Source organism: Segatella copri, from assembly GCF_026015295.1.
Lineage (GTDB): Bacteria > Bacteroidota > Bacteroidia > Bacteroidales > Bacteroidaceae > Prevotella > Prevotella copri_C.
Genome location: NZ_JAPDUW010000001.1, coordinates 141856 through 158344 on the forward strand (window position 1 = coordinate 141856; position 16489 = coordinate 158344).

Annotated in this window: 16 protein-coding genes and 1 pseudogene; 6 read left to right on the plus strand and 11 right to left on the minus strand. The window is 45.2% G+C overall.

Annotated elements, in window-relative coordinates:
- Positions 1-9 precede the first annotated feature (9 nt).
- From ONT18_RS00490 to ONT18_RS00515, 6 genes and pseudogenes are all read right to left on the minus strand, one after another.
- Positions 10-1473: a radical SAM/SPASM domain-containing protein gene (locus ONT18_RS00490; RefSeq protein WP_153122230.1), complete on the minus strand. Its 1464-nt coding sequence runs from the start codon at positions 1471-1473 to the stop codon at positions 10-12.
- Between the two features lie 74 nt (positions 1474-1547).
- A complete protein-coding gene (locus ONT18_RS00495; protein WP_176930815.1) occupies positions 1548-1709 on the minus strand; it encodes a hypothetical protein in 162 nt (53 codons plus the stop codon).
- Between the two features lie 285 nt (positions 1710-1994).
- On the minus strand, positions 1995-2750 hold the full coding sequence (locus ONT18_RS00500) for a hypothetical protein (RefSeq protein WP_264903558.1): 756 nt from the start codon (positions 2748-2750) through the stop codon (positions 1995-1997).
- Positions 2751-2785: 35 nt separating this feature from the next.
- Positions 2786-3736: pseudogene (locus ONT18_RS00505) on the minus strand (relaxase/mobilization nuclease domain-containing protein).
- Entirely contained in the window at positions 3733-4146 is a 414-nt protein-coding gene (locus ONT18_RS00510; RefSeq protein ID WP_264903559.1) for a MobC family plasmid mobilization relaxosome protein, read from the minus strand. The pseudogene ONT18_RS00505 and the gene ONT18_RS00510 overlap by 4 nt, the downstream one beginning before the upstream one ends.
- Positions 4147-4330: 184 nt before the next feature.
- Positions 4331-4810: a DUF3408 domain-containing protein gene (locus tag ONT18_RS00515; RefSeq protein WP_153093595.1), complete on the minus strand. Its 480-nt coding sequence runs from the start codon at positions 4808-4810 to the stop codon at positions 4331-4333.
- A 397-nt stretch (positions 4811-5207) separates the two neighbouring features.
- On the opposite strand from ONT18_RS00515, the gene ONT18_RS00520 reads away from it, so the two are divergent.
- The gene (locus ONT18_RS00520) at positions 5208-5519 is read left to right on the plus strand and encodes a helix-turn-helix domain-containing protein (protein WP_008628599.1); all 312 of its coding nucleotides are present in this window, start codon (positions 5208-5210) and stop codon (positions 5517-5519) included.
- 82 nt (positions 5520-5601) lie between these two features.
- Positions 5602-5910, plus strand: coding sequence for a helix-turn-helix domain-containing protein (locus tag ONT18_RS00525; protein ID WP_008145366.1), 309 nt, complete (start codon positions 5602-5604; stop codon positions 5908-5910).
- Positions 5911-6148: 238 nt separating this feature from the next.
- Here ONT18_RS00525 and ONT18_RS00530 read toward each other — a convergent pair whose 3' ends face one another.
- The 5 genes from ONT18_RS00530 to ONT18_RS00550 all read right to left on the minus strand — a co-directional run bounded on the left by ONT18_RS00530 (position 6149) and on the right by ONT18_RS00550 (position 13186).
- Complete coding sequence (locus tag ONT18_RS00530) at positions 6149-6511, minus strand: hypothetical protein (protein ID WP_264903560.1); 363 nt, start codon at positions 6509-6511, stop codon at positions 6149-6151.
- The gene (locus ONT18_RS00535) at positions 6508-7719 is read right to left on the minus strand and encodes a site-specific integrase (protein ID WP_264903561.1); all 1212 of its coding nucleotides are present in this window, start codon (positions 7717-7719) and stop codon (positions 6508-6510) included. Before ONT18_RS00535 ends, ONT18_RS00530 begins: the two co-directional genes overlap by 4 nt.
- Before the next feature lie 64 nt (positions 7720-7783).
- Positions 7784-9016: a phage integrase SAM-like domain-containing protein gene (locus tag ONT18_RS00540; RefSeq protein WP_264903562.1), complete on the minus strand. Its 1233-nt coding sequence runs from the start codon at positions 9014-9016 to the stop codon at positions 7784-7786.
- 840 nt (positions 9017-9856) lie between these two features.
- Positions 9857-10495, minus strand: a complete 639-nt coding sequence (locus ONT18_RS00545) for a helix-turn-helix transcriptional regulator (RefSeq protein WP_006847727.1) — start codon at positions 10493-10495, stop codon at positions 9857-9859.
- A gap of 87 nt (positions 10496-10582) precedes the next feature.
- On the minus strand, positions 10583-13186 hold the full coding sequence (locus ONT18_RS00550; RefSeq protein ID WP_259301894.1) for a DUF5686 and carboxypeptidase-like regulatory domain-containing protein: 2604 nt from the start codon (positions 13184-13186) through the stop codon (positions 10583-10585).
- A gap of 431 nt (positions 13187-13617) precedes the next feature.
- Here ONT18_RS00550 and ONT18_RS00555 point away from each other — a divergent pair, with 431 nt between their 5' ends.
- The 4 genes from ONT18_RS00555 to ONT18_RS00570 all read left to right on the plus strand — a co-directional run bounded on the left by ONT18_RS00555 (position 13618) and on the right by ONT18_RS00570 (position 16176).
- A complete protein-coding gene (locus ONT18_RS00555; protein WP_264903563.1) occupies positions 13618-14160 on the plus strand; it encodes a phosphatidylglycerophosphatase A family protein in 543 nt (180 codons plus the stop codon).
- 89 nt (positions 14161-14249) lie between these two features.
- The gene (locus ONT18_RS00560; RefSeq protein WP_264903564.1) at positions 14250-14918 is read left to right on the plus strand and encodes a CDP-alcohol phosphatidyltransferase family protein; all 669 of its coding nucleotides are present in this window, start codon (positions 14250-14252) and stop codon (positions 14916-14918) included.
- Between the two features lie 35 nt (positions 14919-14953).
- On the plus strand, positions 14954-15790 hold the full coding sequence (locus ONT18_RS00565) for a phosphatase PAP2 family protein (RefSeq protein ID WP_264903565.1): 837 nt from the start codon (positions 14954-14956) through the stop codon (positions 15788-15790).
- The gene (locus ONT18_RS00570; protein WP_006847720.1) at positions 15763-16176 is read left to right on the plus strand and encodes a GtrA family protein; all 414 of its coding nucleotides are present in this window, start codon (positions 15763-15765) and stop codon (positions 16174-16176) included. The genes ONT18_RS00565 and ONT18_RS00570 overlap by 28 nt, the downstream gene beginning before the upstream one ends.
- Positions 16177-16489 lie beyond the last annotated feature (313 nt).

Here is a 16489-nt window from a genome sequence, read left to right on the forward strand (position 1 = left end):
TCAGTTTTGCTATAAAATATAACCTGTCACGGTAGAATTTGGACATCTTGGGTCTGGGTAATCAAAATAGCCTTTACCTAAAGTCTTAGATATATCGACAAAACATACACGTCTATTTATAGATTTGCGACAAATATCAATAACTTTGCAATGCTTACAAGGAGAGTTTGTGTCTCTCTTTTCAATTTGACTAAATGTACATATCTCTAATGCTTTTGGTGAATTCCAAATTGTTTTTAATGGGAAATTATATATATTCCCAAGAACAAAGTCTGGATTGTCATAAAGCATTTCACAAGGTGTGCATATTCCTGTAGTCAAAATAGACAGCATATAATTTCCTGCATGGCATATTTGATTGTTACTTACAAACTCGTTAACAGTCTTAAATCTCTTCAACTGATACCCACACTTATTTATTTTATTTAAAAAGATTGGGAAATGTTTCTTTTGAGCATCTACATATGATGAAATAGATGCCAATTGCTCATTTCTTGGTGTATAGTCTTTGTATTCTTCCTTAAACTCAGAATAAAATGCAGGAGTTATTACCCAATCAATAATATTTTCGAATTGAGACAAAAAATCATACAACTCTTTGAAATTTTCAACAGTTCCATTATGGATAGTTATAACACTTCTGACATTTAAAGACACGCCATTTTGTTGGCAATACAAAAACATCTTCTTTACTTTTTCAACATATGCTTTAGAGCCACCAACCATTACTTGTATGATGCCACCATCAATTGAATCTAAAGAAAATTGCATTTTGTCAATACCGATACCCTTTAACAACTTAACATCATCCTCTGTCAACGGTGTCTTTGTCGAAAGAAATGGATAATACCCTTTATTTAATGTATATCCAAGAAGTTCTTTCCAATCTTTACGTGCAAAAATATCACCTCCAGTTAAAGCTATGTTAGAAACTCCAATTTTATGGCATTCATCTATAATTCTTTCTATTTTTTGTAATGGCATAGAAAGGTTTTTACTACGTTTTGCATAGCAATAAATACAATTGGTGTTACATGCCGTTGTCACCATAATGCTAACATTGAAAGGCACTGTAGGACGCTTGTTAATGAATTTGTCAAATGGACTATATCCCTGCTCAAAGTAATATTTACGTTCGTCTGGCAACATACTATAAACCAATAAATGAGCGGGAATAACAAATGTTTGATACTTATAAGTAAACCTACTTTCATTTTTACCGATTAAATTATTCACAAAATATTCAATTTTGGCAATATCTATACCCAATGACAAAGAAATTTTTTGCAATGATATTGTCGTAGTATTTTTACCAATTTCAGATATAATAAATCCTACTACAGGTGGTACGACAAAGATATTCCCAGAATTTCCTTGTACGTCGTTATCTACTTGTTGTTCCAATTTTACAATATACGAACAACATTTTTCATTGCGAATAATATATTGAGGATTTAATCTTATATAGTTCATAATACAATATTTTAAAGGGCATGTCAAAAGTAGCACAACTAATTATAGAAAGTTACTCCTGGCATACCCACATTTTAACATTCTACCCAACCTTTTTCAGGTTGATCTGGAACTGATGGAGACACGATAGTTTCGCCAGCTCCACCATATTCACAAACACAAGTGCTAGAACCACTGCCACCATTTACCTCTTCCATTTCAGAGAGAAGTAAATCTTCAATTTCATTCTTTTTCATTGTCTGTATTTTTATAAGAATGTATTTTTAACCAACAAGCATCACCGTGTTGTCGATGCCTTTAATTTTTCTCAGTAAGGTCTGAGTTGTTTCAACCTTGCACAAAGGTTATTGGAACAATCGTACCAAAACGAAAGCAAACTGCAATTATTTGCATCATTTTGTGTTCCGAGTACAAAGATATGAAGACTTTTTGAAACAAAGTAATTTTCAGAGAATATTTAAACTACATTAAACTATGTTATACGTGATTACACTTTGCATAATAATACAAAAATAGCATTTTCACTTACTTTTTTTACGGTTTACTTGCATCTTTATTCTATTTGATTCATCAATAAGTTGTCTTGCTATACTATCTTTATATGATGCTATCTCAACCATTTTGTGGTAGTGATAGACGGAATCTTCATACACATCAACTTGGGTTCTTAATTTATCAATTATGTCTTCGTCTCGTTGGACATTGAAATGTTTTTCGATGTAGCGAATGTTCGGGTCGTTAGATGGAAGCACCATCTTCAATGCCCTATATTTCAAGTCTGCCTCCTCCCAATCTTGGTGCTCTCGCCATTGGGTGAGATTGCCCCAAATGGAGAGGACAAGAGACAGAGCCAAGCTACCAATGAAAAGAAGAACTTTCTTTGAGGTTGGCTCGAAGCGATGGGTTACAACCTTCTTTTGAGGTGATTTGTTCATTACTTCAAGTTTTTCCTGCAATGCCTTCGAGGTGACAGTATGCTCTTGTTTCATCTGCTTGACAGCATCTACCAAGAGCTTGTTTCGCTGCTCATTTTTTCCAAGTTCAACCTTGATAACGTCAGCAAAAACGACAATGGCATCTCTTAATTTGGATATTTTACCAATGGCTTCCTCTTCTTTACCAAACATTGCAATGATTGAGTTCTCCAATCTGGTTGTGTCATTACTTGCAGGAACAGTTTCCGCTCCTGCGTTCTTTGGTGAAGCAGAAAGTTCATCGACTTTCTGCTCCAATCTCTCAACAGTGCCGTAGATGGCTTCCAACATTTCTTCTTTCATAGTTCTGGTGTTGTTTGAATGGTTTGTAACTTGCATCAAAGGCTAAAGCCTCTTCTGCGTTTCCTCTTTTTCTTCTTGGTGGATTCATCCTCTGGGAATTGCTCAAAGGTCTGTGCATTGGCAGAAGCAAAAAGTCCTATGGAAGAAATACCGTCCCAAGGGTCCTGGCTGCTCTCCGATATGGATGGCACCTGCTCATTCTTGCAACAGCCCTGCTCATATTGCTGAGCAGAGCTGGCTCTTGCTGATAAAAGGTTCTCCGTTCCCTCAAATCTCGCATTCAGCTTGCCAAAGCTATAGCCTCGGCTAATCTGCGTACCTTTGAAGCTATATCCATCCTTGCAGAAACGGATACCTTGTACCTTGGTTCGTTCCTTGTCCTTATAGACAAGTTCCAAGCGAACACCTCGCTTTGCAAGTTCATTCTTGAACTTTTGCCAACTATCAGCGACTTTCAAGGCATCCTTGACAGCATTGTGTATCTCGTATTTTGCACGCTCCGCATTGCGCAATTTGCGAGTGTTAGTCTTGCTCTTGTCAGTTCCGTAAGTCAATCCATACTTGGATTTTAGAGCCTTGGTCACTTGCTCATTACGCCTGTAATCGTGGGCGTCTGATATGAGTTTGCCCTCATTGTTGATGCGGTTATACACGATATGACAATGTGGATTGTCCGTGTTGTGATGCCTTACGATAATGAATTGGGTATCGTTGATACCCATCATTTGCATGTATTCAAGGGCTATCTTAGCCATGAAATCATCCGTCAAACGTGGCTTGTCCTCGGGCTTGAAGCTCAAAGCTATGTGCCCCACAGGCTTCTTAATCCTTGGATTTAGCTATCTTTGCAGCTCAAAACTTTGTACTATCTCGGCATTCGTGCCGAGTAACACTCCATCCGAGGCAAGGATTTTCGCCTCGTCCTTGCCTGTCACGTAGCGGACGCAACCACCAAAGGATGCACCTTTCTTTAGCTTGCCTATCATGTGGTATCCTCCTTTCTGCCCATACTGCTTGGCTTCGGTTTATAACTTGCTTGGCGAAACTCGCCAAGGATTTCTTTCAATCTTCTCAACAAGTCCACCACATATACATGGGTTTCATGGAAACCTCTCTGATGCGACAGCTTGGTAAGTTGGTTGAGGTTGTTCGCCATGCCAATGAGATTCTTGGCGATGGCTACCGTCTCTGCATTGTGTCCGCTGACCACCTCGCCGTTCAAGGCGGACTCACGGATGTACTCCGCCAACTTGCGGTTGGCTTTTCTCGCCCTCAGTCTCAAAGCCTCGTAGCTTGGCTTCGAGAACTTCACCGTGACAGACTTCGACAGCTTGCGAACCCTGCCCGTAGGCGGTCTTCCGCCCTTTTTCCTATTCTGTTCCTGTATGCTTGTCATTCGATATACTGTTTACAGTTGGTACACTCACTTTCTGCGACCGTCGGGAGCAAAATTCCTCCGCCCTCATGGTGGAGCGAGGCGTTTTGGGGTTCCCAAAACATAACCTCGCTCCCTCTCAGAACACGTTAGTTGGAACTACAGCCTTTCAGCTATCCACGTCCAAGGTCGCAGACCTTAATTCTCACAATTTGCGCCAAGCCTCGAAGTCCTCTTCATAAAGGCTTAGGTGGTGGCGCACGATGTTCTCGATGATGCCCGATACGCTCATGCGTCTCCCTCCGAGGATGCGGACGACACGATCAAGACGGTCTCGTACATCGGAACTGACGAAGACTGGCTTGCGGTCGTCAATCCTTGGAACTTGGAGGAAGGTCTGCTGATACTCCTCTAATGTCGCCTTGCGCTGCTTGCCACTGATGCGCTTCTGCGGATTCGGTGGCGATTGAACCTCGTTCGTAAGCTCGTCCTCCATGTTGGAGGTTGTTGCAGCCACATTCTCTGTCACAACTTCTAAATCGGAGTTCTCCACCTCTTCAAAGAAAGAGCTATGTTTTTGGGCATAGTCTTTACCATAAGTGGATGGGTGAAGCGAAGCCATCACCTCCTGTGTCATTTTCTCCTGCTGTTCAGGAGACATTTTCGTTTCTTTTGTTCTTGCCATAGCTTATGCTGTTTTATTTGTTAGTATAGTGGTCACGGTTTGCACCATTGACCGATTGTCGGGTGCAAAGTAAGTGTACTGAGTGCAGCCATGCAACTGATTGGGTGTAACGTGGCAATTTAGTTGTGGCTTGCTTATTTGCATACCGAGATAGTTGTGAGAACTTCAACGTATTTCTCAACTCATCATTGTTCATGTATTCGTTGCAGTCGTGCAAGTTTTTCTTGTTGTTTTTGGCGTTGAAGTCGGCAAACCCCGGCAACATACTGCCACAGAAATTGAAAACGCTTGTTTTTAGATTGCCGTGCCTTATCTTTGCACTCACAAACGTGGAGCACAGCATATGCGTGGAGCTTTGCGACATATAACATAGTATTAACTTAGAAAAAAGAAAAGTATGGGATTCATCGTATTCGAGGAAGAGGCATTCAACTATCTTGATGCCCAGTTGGAGAACTTCGTGAAGCGCATGGACAGAATCCGTGAGCGCAGTGAGGACAAGACCATGAACAAGTGGCTCGACACGCAGGACGTGTGTCAGACGCTCAACATCTGCCCACGGACAGTGCAGACGCTTCGGGACAACGGAACTTTGGCTTATACGCAAATCAGCCACAAGACCTACTACAAGCCGGAGGACGTGATGGCTATCGTAGCAGTAGTGGAGGACAGGAAAAAGGACATGCGCTTTCGCAAGCGCACAGGTTAGGCTGTCAATATACAACAGCCACTTTATCCAATGCAGCAAGTAAACCGAGTAACGTAAGTATCAACAATAAAACGAGACAACTATGAGCAATGAAGTAATGACAAGAAACAGCGAGTGGATGAACCACATCGTGAACCACCTCAACCGAATGGTTGACAATTTTGAACGTGCCGTGATGAACTACCGCCCCATGCTTGGCGGTGAGCGCTTCATGACGGACAAGGAGCTTTGTGCCAGGCTGCAACTGAGCCGAAGAACCCTGCAGGACTACCGAAACAACGGTGTCATCCCGTATATCCAGCTTGGCGGAAAGATACTCTACCGCGAGTCCGACATTCAGAAGATTCTGATGGCTAACTATCGTGAGGCGTACAGAATGAAGGGCTTGTAGGAGAAATACATGTCCTTGATGAGTGGGGTGAAATGAACAAGGCGACAACGTATAACTTACCGAGCGTGGTTGTTATAGGTTGTCGCCTCGTTTTATTGGCTATACCGAGTTGTTCGTGTTTGCCGGGTATCATTTGTGTTACCTGTATAAATCTAATACCATGCTAAAACACACTGCGGTGGTTCGCCCAAGTGGCTGGAGGCGCAAAGCCTCCAAGGAACGTTGCTTTATGGCAGGTCTATGCCATTGCATTCTCTGTAAAGATACAGACCAGTTTAGTGCGGCTTGTCTGTCTGCCGATGACGGACTGCATGATGAACTCCCGAAAGGCTCGGCTCTCAATGCTGTCAATACGGAAGGCTACCGCAATGACGAGTTCAAGGCTATACACATCATAGCTGATGCGGTCGTTCTTCCTGACATGACGGCGTACACCCTGCTCTTTCAGAATGCCGTCCTTGAATACAGCCTTGACAGCCTTGCGCACATAACAGCCGAATATATTATACATGTCGGCAATCTCCTGCATGGTCATCCATACAGTATCGGTCGGCATGGATACCGTTCCGCTCTCGCTGATAGTTATAACTCCTCTGTTCATTTTCCAATAGTTTTTTCGTTCGATAATCTGTTCCTTTCTCGCTTGGCAATAAGCTTATCCATGTCATTTGAAATCTTCTGCTCCGTCACCTGCGCATAGACCTGTGTGCTTGTAATGTCTGCGTGTCCCATCATCTTGGCTATGCTGCCGATGGGAATGTCCTCGTTGAGCATCAAGACTCCGAATGTATGGCGGCTGGCGTGGAATCCCAACTTATTACTTATGCCAAGCACCATTCCAAGGGTATGCACATCAAGATAGATGTCTTTCTTCTCACCCAGTGGAAAAACAGGCTTGCTGTCGTCCGTGGTATTGTAGAGCGAAAGAATCTTCTCGGCTATCGGATGGAGTGGCACGAAGAACTCCACGCCTGTCTTCTCTCTTTCCTTGCGGATGAACTTCCTACCCTCGGAGTTCTCACTGATATGGTGAGGGTACAGTTTCTTTACATCTATATAGGATAAGGAGGTGAGCGAGGCAAAAATGAAACATCTGCGTGCAAGCTCCGTTCGCTCGTCAGCCATCGGGGTAGAGAGCATCTTGATGAAGTCTGCCTTGCTGATATGGGTCATCTTCGGGGCTGCCTTCTTCTCATACCCTATCTTGGCTATGGGATTGAAGCGGATAATGCTCCTGTCCACTGCCTTGTACATCAACATGTTCAGCCAGAGCAAGCAATGGTTCACGTAGCTGTCAATACGTCCCTGGTCTCGTTTCAGGAATAGCTTGTATTCCTCCCCGAAATTCTCGTCTATGTCCTCAAAGGCGATGTCGTCCTTATCCAACGAATGGACAAAGGATCTCAGGTTCTTCTGCCATGTCCGCTTGTGCAGGAAGGTTTGTCTGGCTTTTGCGGTTCGATACCATTCCACGATGGTATCACCAAAGTTCAGCAAGAACCTTCCTGTCGTGTCCTTGTCCTTCAACACTGCCTTCAGCATTTCCACGGTGATGATGCCGTTGGTGGAAAGAAGTGAGTTGTATTTATCCTTGACCTCAGCAAGGAAACTTGCCAATCGTCCGTTGTCCCTTGCGTTCCGTACCTCTCCCTTCTTGGCGTTCCACTCCTGTGGGGTACAGGATATGCCTGTGGAAATGGCTGCACTTTTGCCGTCAACGGTGATGCGGCAAAGTATGTTGGCTGTTCCGTCTGCCTTCACCTTCTGTCTGTTGATGTAAGGCAAAATTGAAAATGTACTTCTGCTCATAGTTGTTGTCCTTATAATATAATAATGTAGTTGAAACTGTAAAAAGAAAAGTTGAAAGCCTTGTTCATAATGCGAGAATAAAGTCCTTCTCGGTTGCAGCGATGAACTTGTCCATGTCCTCAAACAGCTTCTTTTGGGTTACTCTCGCATACCGCTGCGTCATCTTCACATCCTTGTGACCGAGCATCTTGCAGATGGTCTCCATCGGCACACCAGCCTCCAGCGTAATGAGGCTGGCGAACGAGTGTCGTCCCGAATGGTAGGAATAGGTCTTGCTCGTTTCCGCCAACTTGCAGATGGTGATGAGATCGATACGAACACGATTCGTGCTCAGCAATGGGAAAAGGGTATCTCTTGCCCCGTCCTCGTATTTCGCCATCAGCTCCAACGCCTCGGGCAGGAGTTTCACCCTGGCAAGTGTTCCGGTCTTCTTGCGGTTATAGATGAGCCATTTGTCACCATCCTCCAACACCTTGACATTGGCTTTCGTGATGGAAACGGTGTCTATGAAGGCTGTTCCTGCATAGCAGGCGAAAAGAAACAGGTCACGGCTAACGGATAGTCTCGGCTTGTCTTCGGGCAGTTCCACATCACGGATTTTTATGAAATCAGACATGCTGAGAGCCTTGGGTGTCGTAACCCTTGGAGTGCCAACCCGATAATGGGCGAACAGCAGGTTCTTGCACAAGCCTCGCTCAAAGGCAATGCGGCACATCTTCTTGAAGAGCGACACATAGATGGTGATGGTTCCTGATGAAAAGCCTTTCTCGTCAAGCAAGTAATGGTGAAAGTCACTGATGAAAGGCTCGGTCAGCTGTCCGAAAGCCAAATCAGTCAACCTATACTTCTCCCCGATGAACTCAGCGAGATTCTTGCGAATCTTTCTGTAAGTCCAGACACTGCTCTTCGACATATCGATGCCCTCATGGGTGCTGAGTTCACTGATATGCTCGTCCACGAAGGAGAGAAGGGTGGTCTGTGTCTTGACGCTGCCCTGCAAAGCCTCCTTGACATCATTAGCCTCGAAGTCCGTTCTCTTTTCCACAAGCACATCGAAAGCCTTTTGGATGGAAAGCAACAACTGCCCGATGTCCTTGTTGGTCTCCACGGCTTCCTTGCTCTTGCCCTCCAATCGGCTGGCACGGGGATTCCAAAGCGATGGAGTGCAAGACAACTTGCAGGAGAACTGCGCCATAGTCCTGTTCACCGTGATGCGTCCCATGATGGGAGCTTTTCCGTTCTTGTCCATTCCGCTCTTTTTTAGGTAGAGCAACACCTTGAATTTTTCGATTTTCATAACGCTTACATTTTGAGTGTGCAAATATAATCATTTTGTAAGCGTTCCTTGACACGCAAAACATTGATAATCAGTGCAATAAAATCCGTTGATGCACAAAGTTGCCTTTCCGCATTGTTACCTGCTTTGCATAGGTAACTGTGGCTCACGATTTAGTAACTGAACTACTTCAATATTCCTCACTCGCTTGCTTTATGCCGATTTGGCAACTTTGTGCAAATCTACTCATTCCCAACTGTTTACGTTCCAACCTCTCTTATTCTCCTTTGGCTGCTTTAGAGCTTTATGTTAAAAAAACTAACTCATAGTTTTGTGGTTCTCAACTCATAGCTTTCCGGTTAGCAACTCATAGCTTTCCGGTTGAGATAATTAAGAATGCATCGCAATAGGATGAAAAATGGCTGTAAAATGGCTGTTTTTTTCCATCGCGATGCATTATTTTTTCCATCGCGATGCATTATTTTTTGCGTCGCGACGCAATTTTTTTTCATCGCGACGTACCAATTCTTCCGTCGCGACGCATTAATTGCCCCCTCGTGAGGCATCATTGAAGCCTCCCGCTGGTCATCATTTAAGCCTCTTATCTGTCTTAATATAAGGCACTTCTCCGTCTTAATATAAGACGCTTGCCAAGATAAAAAGATGCGCTCTGGAAAGAGAAAATTAAGATGGGGGTTAACAGGTTAACAGTTAACACCCCAAAAATGCATACTTCCATCCACACACTTATATAAAAATAAGTATATATATATTATTATATAATAAGGTACGCGAGGGGGACCATGCAAAAAACAGCTGTTAACTGTTAACCCTGTTAACCCCCCAATGAAAAGTTGATAGTTAAATATAATATTCTGCCGAATCAACCAAACCGGCTCTCAGCGCATATTTCGTAGCCTCGTGAACGTTGTTTACGCCCAGCTTGCGGAAGATGTTCTTGCGGTGGGTATTGACCGTATGGAAGCTGGAAAAGCGCTTCTCGGCTATTTCTTTCGTCGTCATTCCCAGCGCAATGTCTTTCAGAATCTCTGTCTCGGTCTTGGTGAGGTTGATTTTCTCCTGCTCCTCCTGTTTCGGAGCCAGAAGAACCTCCATCATGCGCTGGCAGACAAAACGGTTGCTTGCCACACAAAAACGTATCGCCTCCTTGATTTCCATTAGCGAACACTCCTTCAGCAATACGCTGAACTGCGTACTGCTGGCGATGAGAATCTTCACGAAATCGGCACTCAGATCCTCACTGAACAGTAGCCAGCGCGTATATGGGAAACGCTGGTTTAAAATAAGTAACTCGGCAGCATCATTGATGTCGAAAAGGGTGTAGTCGAGTATAACGACCGTATCCTCATTCTCCTTTAAGGCAAGCATCAGGTCTGCCTTGTCTTCGATGGTCCGGGTTTCCAAACCCTCTATCTTACTGATCACATAGCTCAATCCGGCTCTTGTGATGTCCTGTTTGTCTGCTAGTAGAATCTTCATTGTGTTTACTCTCTTATATGTTGTTTATAAATGTACGCAGATGCCTTGATGCAATAAAAATACTGCATCAAGGCATCTTTTTTCTTATTAGAATGACATGAGGAAGCCCATACGGATGCCCCATTTTGAGATGTTTGCATGGTCATAATAGTTGAGGCGGCGAACATAATCGATTCCGAAGAACTTGAAGATGTTGTGCACGCCGGCTACAAACTCCCAGTATGGCGTCTTGCCAAAGGTATAGGAGTTGGTAGGGAACTTGAAGAGCTTCTCATCATTGAGGTTCTTGCTCGGGTCGTTCTTGCTGGTCAAATCGCCCCAAACACCCTTGATGGCTACATATTCACGCCACTTCAGCTTCTTGATGAGCGGAATGCGGTTGAGCAGCTTGCCGTTCATATCCCAGGCTACTGACCAGAACAACTGGCGGTCGCTCAGGAACTCCCAGTCCTTCATCATACTGATGGTTGCCTCCTGCTCGAAGAGAGAGAGGTTGACCGGTGGCTGGATGAGCATGGTGAAAGGCACTTTGCTCCACTGCGCCTTGCCCACGATGTTGAAATCCATATAACCGAAGCTTCCCAGCCACTGGCGCTTGTAAATGCCCAGCGTGGTGAGGTTGCTCTGATACTGGCCGCCCATGAATCCGTCTAAGCCCATGGTGTGGCGAAGCGAGATTTCAGGACTGTCGAGGTTGATAGGCAGGCGCTGCTGCTTGGTGTTGACATAGGTGACACCCGGGTTGTAATCTAAGCCTACACTCGCCTCTGTAGTGCGTATCTTGCGTATTTCCTCGCCGTCGCTCACCCTGTAGTAGTGGAGATTGCCCACGGTGCGGTTGCTCTGCCAGCGGAGGCTGGTGTCGAAGCGGAAGCCCCAGTCGGTTTCGTAGGTGAAGGTCACCTTCTGGCGGTGATACTGATACATCTGGTCCTGCGTGGTGGCACGGAGGGTCATGAAGAAGTTGTCCTTGTTGTGCAGCAGGTTATCATCGGATGGAGATGTAATATCATGCCCCAGCTCGAAGGTAAGCTTGCGCATCGGGAACTCGAACGGACTGTTCTTCTTCTTGTTGAACGAATAGGTGAGCACATGGCCGTAATACCACTTGTTGCTCTTCAGACCGTAGGCGCCGTAACCATCCCAGAAGAAGTGGGGGTTGAGGGCTGCCATCGTTCTGCCCGCCAGACGCAGGCGCACACCGTCTACGTAGTTGTTGGAGAGGAACGTGTTGATAGGTCCGAGGTCGAAGAGGCTGCGGCGGTCGTTGATGATGCTGTCTCTTTCAACACCCAGACTGTCTTTCACCGTTACCTTTTTGCCCTTGGTATGAGCCACTTCCACATAGTTCTCCATCAGGGCTCTCACACCGAAGATGATGTATTTGAATCCCTTGGAGTTCTCCATGCGGTGGATAAAGCTGTCCATCGACGATTCGCTCTTCGTGAGGCCCACCTGCCGGTATTTGTTCCAGTAAGCCTCATCGCGGTTCATCGCATCCATATCGTGCCTGATCTTCGCCTTGCCCTTGAAGAGCTGCTTCGGCAAGGCATCGAAGGCATAATCGGTGATTCGCGTGTTTCGCACCACCAGCAGGTCCTGAAGGAGCTTGTTGACGTGGAGTTCGGCTATCATATCGTCTTTAGAGAGCACCCACTCGCCGTTGTCGAGCTTGGTGTACTCCTGTTCAATCTTCATGTCAGTAACCCAGTTTACATCGCTGTTGTGAGGCATGTAGAGGTTACATTTCTTCACGTGCAGGCTGCTGTCGGCAAGCACATAGAGTTCGCCTCGGAATCCGAAGTCCTGGCTGTTGGCTGGGATAAACTGCAGATGGTAGCACAGGTCTCTTTCCACATACACCGTATCTTCGATGTAATAATGGTAGAAACTGATGGCTGTTCTGCCGATAGGAGACGGGAAGGGATACTGCAGCAGGCGCACGTAATCATCGTAGATGTCTACATCGGTGAACACCTCTTTCAGAGCGGTGTTGAGAATCTCTCCGGTCTGGATTACCTGTCCGATTCCATTGCTCTGCTGACCCTTGATGATGTCCTTTTCGGTCTTCGGATCTTTGCGGTAAATATGCTGTGAAACCGTCTCGTCGATGCTGACAGGCAGGGTGAGCTTTCCGTTGTACGGAGAGGTTTCTACCTGGTCGAGGAGATACTGGCGGCGCTGGAAAAACTTGCTCTCCAACTGCTCTTTCTTCAGGTCGTTGAGCGCGAGTGTAATCTTCTGATACTTATCATATTGCACATAGTCGTGGTTGCTCAAATCGCTCTTTTTCTTGGCGGCAATCACGCGTCGCATCAGTTCTACGGCAGGATTATCCTTACGCTTGTAGCGGCCTTTTTTCGATTTTACCACCACTTCGGTAAGTTTGTGCGTATCGTCTTTCAGTTTGATTTCCAGGAAGTTGGTCTTTTCGTCAACCTTCACCGATGTGCTCTTGTAGCTCAGTGCGCTTACGGTGAGCATGAGTCCCGGCTTCTTTTCGATGGTAAACTTACCTTCTCCGTTGCTGGAAACTGCGATTTTATGTCCTTTGTATTGCACGCTTGCATACGGTACGGCAAAACCGTCGTCATCGATGACACGGCCTGTTATCTTCTGCTGAGCCATCATCTGAAGTGTAGAAATCATCAGAAGGATGACTGTAAAATACAACTTTTTAATACCTTTCATTTTTTATACCTTATTATATATAGGGGCTCTCCGCCCATGATTTAATCTATTATCTGTCAAATTCCTCACCCCCACATGCCCCGCAAGAGCCGAAGTTTGAGGATGCTTTATTGGCTTTCAGGATGCAAAGTTATAACATTATTCGTAAATAGACGCAAAAACCTATTCATTATTTCAGTTTTTTATGAGATTTTCAGAAAAAGGCTTCCATGCAGTTCCTTCTGTTGCCTGTTCTTGCTCTTCGCCGTGCGAGCCTGAGTGGTATAAAACCCCTTCATATTGCTCTATTTCACCTTTTTATCTGTCAATATATGATGAAATTCCGAAAAATATGAGAAAACTATTTGGTTAATTTAATTTTTTAGCGTAATTTTGCACACTGAAATTTAAAGAAGTAACGCCCTTCTGCGGGCTTATTAAACATCAAGCGAATGAATAACAAGGGAAATCTTACCGACGAGCGGCCTCCTTTGCTGCCCGTCATCATAGGCACCGGTTTCGGCAGTGGCTTCTGGCCTTGGGGACCGGGAACGGCTGGCTCTGTATTGGCAACCCTCATCTGGGCAGCCCTGGCTTACGGACTCGGTATTACGGGCGAGAGTCTGCAGAGTATCACCTTCTTTCTCGTCATTGTTTCCACTATTCTGGGCACTTGGGCAACAGCTCAGTTGCAGCCTTATTGGGGTGAGGATCCCAGCCGTGTGGTCATCGACGAGATGGCTGGCGTGTGGATTCCCCTGTCGTTGCTGACTCCGCTTACCGCTCAGGGCGAAGTGAAAGATGCCTGGTGGTGGGCATTGGTGGCACTTGTTCTCTTCCGCTTCTTTGATATGGTGAAACCGTTGGGCATCAAGAAACTGGATAACAGACAGGGCGCCTTCTATGTGATGGCTGATGATCTGCTGGGCGGCTTCTATGCAGCCGTTTCTTTAATCATCATCAAAATCATACTGGTTTCGACTGGAATCATCTAGTCTGGCATTTCTTAATGCAGACAAATTCTTAAAGAAACAAATTCTTAAGCAGACATTTCTTAAACAGACAATAAAAAATAGATTAAAATATGAATTATAGAGATTTCTTACAAAAAGTTATCTATGCCATCATCAATCCACTTATCAAGGGGATGATAGCAGTAGGTATTACTCCTAACATTGTTACCTTCGTAGGATTCCTGGGCAATATCGTAGCAGCCGGTTTCTTCCTCGATGCTGCATGGATGCTCGGAACAGAGCAGGCTGATTATGCATCTTGCATGGTTACTGTAGGATGGGGTGGATTTATCATCCTGGCAGCCGGTCTCTTCGATATGATGGATGGCCGATTGGCACGTATGAGCGGCAAAAGCAGTCTCTTCGGTGCACTCTGGGATTCTACACTCGACCGCTACAGCGAGCTGGTAAGTCTCTTTGGCATCTGCCTCATCTTCGTACGTATGCAGGGCGATATGGTCTGGTTCTGGATGGGCGTAGTCACCTTTGCTGCGATGATCGGTTCCGTGATGGTAAGTTATGTCCGTGCCCGTGCCGAGGGTTTGGATATTGAGTGCAAGGTAGGTTTCATGCAGCGTCCTGAGCGCGTTGTCGTTACTGCCGTTACTGCGATGATTACCGGCTTTACAGGCAATATCTGGTGGCTGGCTGGCGGCATGATTCTGATTGCCGTTCTGGCAAACATCACCGCTTTCTGGCGCATCTGGCATTGTTATGTTGTGATGAACGCTCATAAATAATAAACTCAAGTTCTATCAATAAAAAGTAGAAAAAAGTGTTTAGTATCTATCTGATTATCCTCCTGGCGGTACTCGCAGCCTGGAAGAAGACACGCCGTTTTGCCTTCTATTTTCTGCCTTGGTTCCTCTTTGGAATCATCTACGATTCGATGCGCCTTTATCCTAACTATATGGTGAACGATATTGACGTGGCGAATCTCTATCATGCAGAAAAGTCGCTCTTCGGCATTGCTGCTTCATCCAGCGCAGAATTGCAGGCTGTAGCCGACCATAGCCAGCTGATGATTCCGGGCGAATACTTCAAGGTTCACCATTGCGGCTTTGCCGATTTCTGGGCAGGCATCTTCTATCTCTGCTGGGTTCCGGTGCCTATCGCCTTTGCCCTTTATCTGTATCTTACGAAACAGCTTAACTGGTTCAGACGTTTCTCCTGGGCTTTCCTGCTGGTGAATGTCATCGGCTTCATCGGCTACTACATCTATCCGGCTGCTCCGCCCTGGTATGCGATGAACTATGGCTTCGAGGCTGTGCTCAATACACCGGGTAATGTGGCTGGTCTGGGCAGATGGGACGCAATGACCGGACTGCACGTGTTTCACGGACTCTACGGCAAGAATGCCAATGTCTTTGCTGCCGTGCCTAGTCTGCATGCTGCCTATATGTTCCTCACCACGATTTATGCTGTAATGAGCCGTAAACGCTGGTATACGGTGGTGCTCTTCGCCTGCATCTGTCTGGGAATCTGGTGGACGGCAGTCTATTCCGGTCATCATTATATCATCGATGTCATGTTGGGTATTCTTACTACGATAGTAGGCGTACTGCTAATGGAATCCAAGAGATTATGGGCAAGATTAAAGAAGAACTCGTAACCTTCGGCAAGGCGGAACTGACCGCCTCCTGCGCCTCAGTGGTAGACTTTGGACTGGCATTCTTCCTCTCAGATATCATCGGCATTTATTACGGACTTGCCAATGCGCTGGGAGTGATAAGTGGCGGCATTACCAACTGCATACTGAATTACCGTTATGTGTTCGGCGATTCCAAGAGCAAGAAAAAGAGTGTAGCCTGGCGCTATTTTATCATCTGGGGCATCAGCTGGATGCTCAATTCGGGCGGCACTATCGCCCTGACCGAATTTCTGAATGCGCACGAACATATTCAGCTGCATTATATGATTCCGAAGAGTATTGTATCTCTGCTGGTAGCGATATTCGTTAACTATCCCGGACAGAAGAAATTTGTTTTTAAGCAGTAATAACCATATCAGATGGGGGCAGTATTCAGTATGTGCCCTCATCTTTTTTTGTATCCTATCAGGTAATCTGTTGGCATTGGGACATAAAAAAGAGTTTGGATTGTCTCCCGACATTCCAAACCCACGCTTGTTTCTAACTAACTTATTATCAACTATTCATTACTTTTCAGTTTGCAAAAATACGAGTTTTTTTCTTATAAAATAAATTTTTTCAGAAAAATAATAACGTAAACGTTTGCGTTTTCGAAAGAAATTGTTATCTTTGCAAAGAATTCACTAACTTTGCAGTCGGAAAGGCAAAATATGCAGAATT

Coding starts and splice junctions, on each gene's coding strand:
- ONT18_RS00490 (WP_153122230.1), bottom strand. CDS start 1,473: ATGAACTATATAAGATTAAATCCTCAATATATTATTCGCAATGAAAAA.
- ONT18_RS00540 (WP_264903562.1), bottom strand. CDS start 9,016: ATGAAAATCGAAAAATTCAAGGTGTTGCTCTACCTAAAAAAGAGCGGA.
- ONT18_RS00555 (WP_264903563.1), top strand. CDS start 13,618: ATGAATAACAAGGGAAATCTTACCGACGAGCGGCCTCCTTTGCTGCCC.
- ONT18_RS00525 (WP_008145366.1), top strand. CDS start 5,602: ATGAGCAATGAAGTAATGACAAGAAACAGCGAGTGGATGAACCACATC.
- ONT18_RS00550 (WP_259301894.1), bottom strand. CDS start 13,186: ATGAAAGGTATTAAAAAGTTGTATTTTACAGTCATCCTTCTGATGATT.
- ONT18_RS00515 (WP_153093595.1), bottom strand. CDS start 4,810: ATGGCAAGAACAAAAGAAACGAAAATGTCTCCTGAACAGCAGGAGAAA.
- ONT18_RS00510 (WP_264903559.1), bottom strand. CDS start 4,146: ATGACAAGCATACAGGAACAGAATAGGAAAAAGGGCGGAAGACCGCCT.
- ONT18_RS00570 (WP_006847720.1), top strand. CDS start 15,763: ATGGGCAAGATTAAAGAAGAACTCGTAACCTTCGGCAAGGCGGAACTG.
- ONT18_RS00500 (WP_264903558.1), bottom strand. CDS start 2,750: ATGAAAGAAGAAATGTTGGAAGCCATCTACGGCACTGTTGAGAGATTG.
- ONT18_RS00530 (WP_264903560.1), bottom strand. CDS start 6,511: ATGAACAGAGGAGTTATAACTATCAGCGAGAGCGGAACGGTATCCATG.
- ONT18_RS00545 (WP_006847727.1), bottom strand. CDS start 10,495: ATGAAGATTCTACTAGCAGACAAACAGGACATCACAAGAGCCGGATTG.
- ONT18_RS00535 (WP_264903561.1), bottom strand. CDS start 7,719: ATGAGCAGAAGTACATTTTCAATTTTGCCTTACATCAACAGACAGAAG.
- ONT18_RS00520 (WP_008628599.1), top strand. CDS start 5,208: ATGGGATTCATCGTATTCGAGGAAGAGGCATTCAACTATCTTGATGCC.
- ONT18_RS00560 (WP_264903564.1), top strand. CDS start 14,250: ATGAATTATAGAGATTTCTTACAAAAAGTTATCTATGCCATCATCAAT.
- ONT18_RS00495 (WP_176930815.1), bottom strand. CDS start 1,709: ATGAAAAAGAATGAAATTGAAGATTTACTTCTCTCTGAAATGGAAGAG.